The organism is Pseudoalteromonas sp. SR41-7 (assembly GCF_014163935.1).
Classification (GTDB): Bacteria; Pseudomonadota; Gammaproteobacteria; order Enterobacterales; family Alteromonadaceae; genus Pseudoalteromonas; species Pseudoalteromonas distincta.
Map to the genome: position 1 here is coordinate 1 of NZ_JACJEF010000031.1, position 3,801 is coordinate 3,801.

Annotated in this window: 2 protein-coding genes; both read right to left on the reverse strand. The window is 36.1% G+C overall.

Annotated elements, in window-relative coordinates:
* A partial coding sequence (locus H5092_RS20315; RefSeq protein WP_182734852.1) for a leucine-rich repeat domain-containing protein occupies positions 1–3,056 on the reverse strand: 3,056 nt, incomplete at its 3' end.
* A 156-nt stretch (positions 3,057–3,212) separates the two neighbouring features.
* Positions 3,213–3,801, reverse strand: a 589-nt coding sequence (locus tag H5092_RS20320) for a VCBS repeat-containing protein (protein WP_182734855.1), incomplete at its 5' end; no start/stop codon positions are given.

Below are 3,801 nucleotides of genomic sequence, written 5' to 3' on the forward strand. Positions count from 1 at the left end.
AACGCAACTTCTGGTACGCCATCGTTAGTTACATCGCTCATTTGTACTATTTGCGCGTCTAACCACTGGTTTGTCCATTTAAACGTTTTATAGGTTTGTTTACTCACACCGTCTTTTACAAACAGCTGCTTAGTGCCGTTAGTTAAATGAATACCCGTTATCGCGTACTCTTGCACGCCATCTAAAGTTAAATCATCTAGTAGTTTAAACTCTACATCTTTTAACGTTTCAGGCCAGTTCCATGTCCCCATGCTTTGCCCTGTGTAACCGTTATAAACTACTAGCTGGTAACGTCCTACATCAGCATTAAAGCCAAATAAGCCCAGCTCTTTTATACCGTCGTTATTACGGTCGCCCAGTAGTTCAACACTTATTGAATCAAGCGAATAACTAAGCTCAAAATTTCTTAACTCTGTAAAGTCACGGCCATCAAGTACGTTAAACTCAGTGCTACCATTAACCAACGAGTATTTAAGCCAATCAACTACACCATCGCCATTTATGTCACTAAAGAGAATTACAAAACTCTGCGGTGCGGTTTTACTAAGGGGGTCTAATGGATCACTACCTAAATCGACTTCTTCACTATCTATTAATCCATCGCCGTCTGAATCTGGATCATATATATTAGTACCTAATAATACCTCTTCTATATTAGTAAGCCCGTCGTTATCGCTATCTAACATAGCATCAGATGATTCTAAAGGATCAAGTGCTAACTCGATCTCTATAGCATTCGAAATACCATCGTTATCGTAATCATCATTTTCAGTATCAAAACTACATGTATCTGGGGCCCCTAGCGAAAAAAAGTGTTGTTTAGCATAATCAATCTGCCAACAAGGAATATCATTATTTTCGTAAATATAAAAATACTCAACGTGGTCTTTATTTTTTAAAATAGGCGTAATATCAAAAACATTATTATACTCAAGAGCAATACTACTTAACGAATCTAGCTTTTCGAGTGCTTTAATATCACTAATTTCATTAAGATATGCCCACAAATATTTTAAATTTTCAACATCAGCTAAAGCGTTAATATCGTTCACACTGTTAGCAGCAATATTTAAATATAATAAAGATTTAAAAGATGATAAAGCTGATATATCAGAAATATTATTATTATTAATATAGAAAGTGATTAAATTTGGCATATCCATTAGTACAGGAATTGAACTTATTTTATTATTATCCAGATAAAGTTCTACAAGAGATGTCGCACCTACTAGAGCAGAAATATCTTCAACAGAATTAAAACTAAGATTCAGTGTATTCAAATATTTTAAAGCAGATAAAGCCGAAATATCACTAATAGTATTAAAACTAAGGTTAACTATATTTAAAGAGGGTAACTGATCAAAGTTGCTAATATCTGAAATATTATTGTCATTGGCATATAAATATTTCAAACTTTTAAGATCAGGGATTTCGCTAATACTATTAGAGCTTATATCAAGATTTTCGAGCTTACTTAACAAGCTGATATCCGATAAATCAGCTATCTCATTATCGTATAACACCAAAGACTCTAATTCGGTAAACGCATTGAGCCCGCCAACACGACTAACAGCTGAACCACCACAATGTAGGCTTTTAAGTTCTGCGGCATACGTATAACCTAGGCTATCATTTCGAATACATTGTTGTAAGTTTAAATCCACAACTTGGTTTACAGCATCGTCAAATAATACCAAATCAACATTTGATTCATAAAAGCCTCCAATCTCTGATTTTACAGCATTAAGAGCAAAAACAGCATCAGCGCCACTATCTATATCACTTTTTTCAACACCACATGGTAAACCATCGCAATCTAAATCAGGGCTAGAAAATTTATATACTGTGCCCGCACTAAATACTCCGGGATAGCCCATCACAGTAGTAAATTCATAATCCACTCCGTAACCTAATGCAAATGGAAAAGTAGCACCAATTCCATCTTGCCTACGCGAATGTGCCAACCCCATATTATGACCTAGCTCATGGGCCATAACGTGGTCACTACAATCAATACTTGTGTGGCTAAACATATAATCTTGGGAATATTTAACACTACCATCAAAACCGTTAATCCACGCAACACCACAAGCACTATCGCCATTTACGTAAGGGCGCATCAATACAACCATATCAGCACCAAGCTCATACCTTCGGTTAGGAATATCTGCAAAAGCTGCACTTGTCTGAAAACTAAGAGCATGTAAAGCAACGCCCGAAAAAACGTTTTCGGTGTAATCAATTAAATCAATAGCTAAAGCATTTATATGAATATAAACACCGCTATCTATATATATCTGATTAGTTACTGCAATTAAGTGATATATGCGTGTAAGGGGATCGCCTGAATAAAGCGTAACAACATCTGGAGTATACAAAACTAGAATATCAATATTAGTAATAGCTGTATCTTCAATACTATTTACAGAGATAGTGTTTTTAGGGTTTGCAGGTTCATTTTCAAGTAAACGCTGTAAATTAGAGCTTGATGCAGGGAAGCTTTTTGCTTGTTGTAACTCAATACTCTTTTTTATTTCTTGCTGTTTTTTGTACTCTTTAGAATCTTGAGGGCGTAAAAAATCATCTTTTTCAGATTCAATAACCTCATTTAACACTGGCTCATTTAATAGTCGTCCCTGGCCCTTATGACCTGACACTACATATGTTCCAGTCGGGGTTACAGCTCTAACAAAAAAATTATCACCTCCACTTGTTATTATTACCGGTAATGATTCATCATCTTTAACAATTACGCCGTACCAAGTTACGCTATTATTATTATTTCTATTAGATTTGGTAAACGTGACATTATAAAGCGCTTCATTAATAGGTAATAAAACTTCATCACCTACAGCTAAATTATTTAATAACGATTTATTTAAAGAGATAAAATCAGCACTGTTGCGTAAATGCTGTACTTCGGAAGTTACTTCTAACTTTGCAGTTGTTAAAGCCTCACTTTGCGACGTTAATGCCCATAAAGGTGTTTTTGCATGCACGGGAAACAACAAAAGCAAAGCCAGTGTCGCTAACAAAACAGTAAAAATTTTGAACATATAAAATTCCTTTTCAGATTAACTCGCAGTTTATCACAATCAACTCCCAGCTACATATTTTTAACATAGATAAAACAGTTAAAAAACACTTTCAATAACATACAAAAAAGCCACGGTGCAAACCATGGCTTTTAAATTACATTTGAGTTTTATATTTTAGTATTGCGTACTATTCATTAACTCTAAGCTACTTCCGCTATAAATATTTGTTGTACGGGCTAAACTAACCGCATCAACACTATTTACTATTATGTCTGCTTGGCCGTCGCTATTTACATCGTATGAGGTAATGGCTAAATCAGCCCAGTCGCCTTCTAGCGTTATACGTCCGTACTCAGTTAGTGCTTGTCCATCTTTTATAACAAGCTGGTATTTACCTGAATTGACATTAACACCTAATAACGCCACTTCCTGTGTGCCGTCACTATTTAAGTCACCTAGCTCCATTACCCGCTCATTTGACCATACCGCTGGCCAGCTGTAATTTGCTATGCGGGTATTGGCTAAGCGTCCGTCGTTTACACGTAAGAACATTTTGCCACTGTCGTTTTTACCAAACATTGAAACTTCTTTCACACCATCCCCTGTTCGGTCACTTAACAATAGCGGCTGCGCTGCTATTAAGTCATTCGGCCAACTAAACGTGCGTATTACGCCTTGTTTATCGTGGCCTTTTTTAACTACCCATTGGTAACGGCCGTCATCTTTACGTTGACCAAATTGGCCCCAGTCTGTGGTGCCATCG